A 701-nucleotide genomic window follows, 5' to 3' on the forward strand; every position below is an offset into this window, starting at 1 on the left:
ATGATACCGCGCTCGACGCGGCCGGTCACAACCGTGCCGCGGCCCGAGATCGAGAACACGTCCTCGATCGGCATCAGGAACGGCTGGTCGATCGGACGCTCCGGCGTCGGGATGTACGCGTCGACGGCGGCCATCAGCTCGCGGATCGCGTCTTCGCCGATCTTCTTGTCGGAGTCTTCCAGCGCGGCAAGAGCCGAGCCCTTGATCACCGGAATGTCGTCGCCCGGATATTCGTAGGACGAAAGCAGCTCGCGCACTTCCATCTCGACCAGCTCCAGCAGCTCCTCGTCGTCGACCTGGTCGACCTTGTTGAGGAACACGACGATCGCCGGAACGCCAACCTGGCGGGCCAGAAGGATGTGCTCGCGCGTCTGCGGCATCGGGCCGTCGGCGGCCGAAACCACCAGGATCGCGCCGTCCATCTGTGCGGCGCCGGTGATCATGTTCTTCACATAGTCGGCGTGGCCCGGGCAGTCGACATGGGCGTAGTGACGCGCTTCCGTCTCGTATTCCACATGCGCCGTCGAGATCGTGATCCCGCGTGCCTTTTCTTCCGGCGCGGCGTCGATCATGTCATAGGCCTTGAACTCGCCGAAATACTTCGTGATCGCAGCCGTCAGCGACGTCTTGCCGTGGTCAACGTGACCAATCGTGCCGATGTTCACATGCGGCTTCGTGCGCTCAAACTTACCCTTCGCCAT

General features: G+C 63.1%; 1 protein-coding gene. It reads right to left on the reverse strand.

What is annotated here, in order from left to right; genetic code table 11:
* Positions 1-701: GTP-binding protein (locus IG169_RS23795; RefSeq protein WP_193178766.1), on the reverse strand; the 701-nt coding region annotated here is incomplete at its 3' end.

Source organism: Oricola nitratireducens, assembly GCF_014904745.1.
Classification (GTDB): domain Bacteria; phylum Pseudomonadota; class Alphaproteobacteria; order Rhizobiales; family Rhizobiaceae; genus Oricola; species Oricola nitratireducens.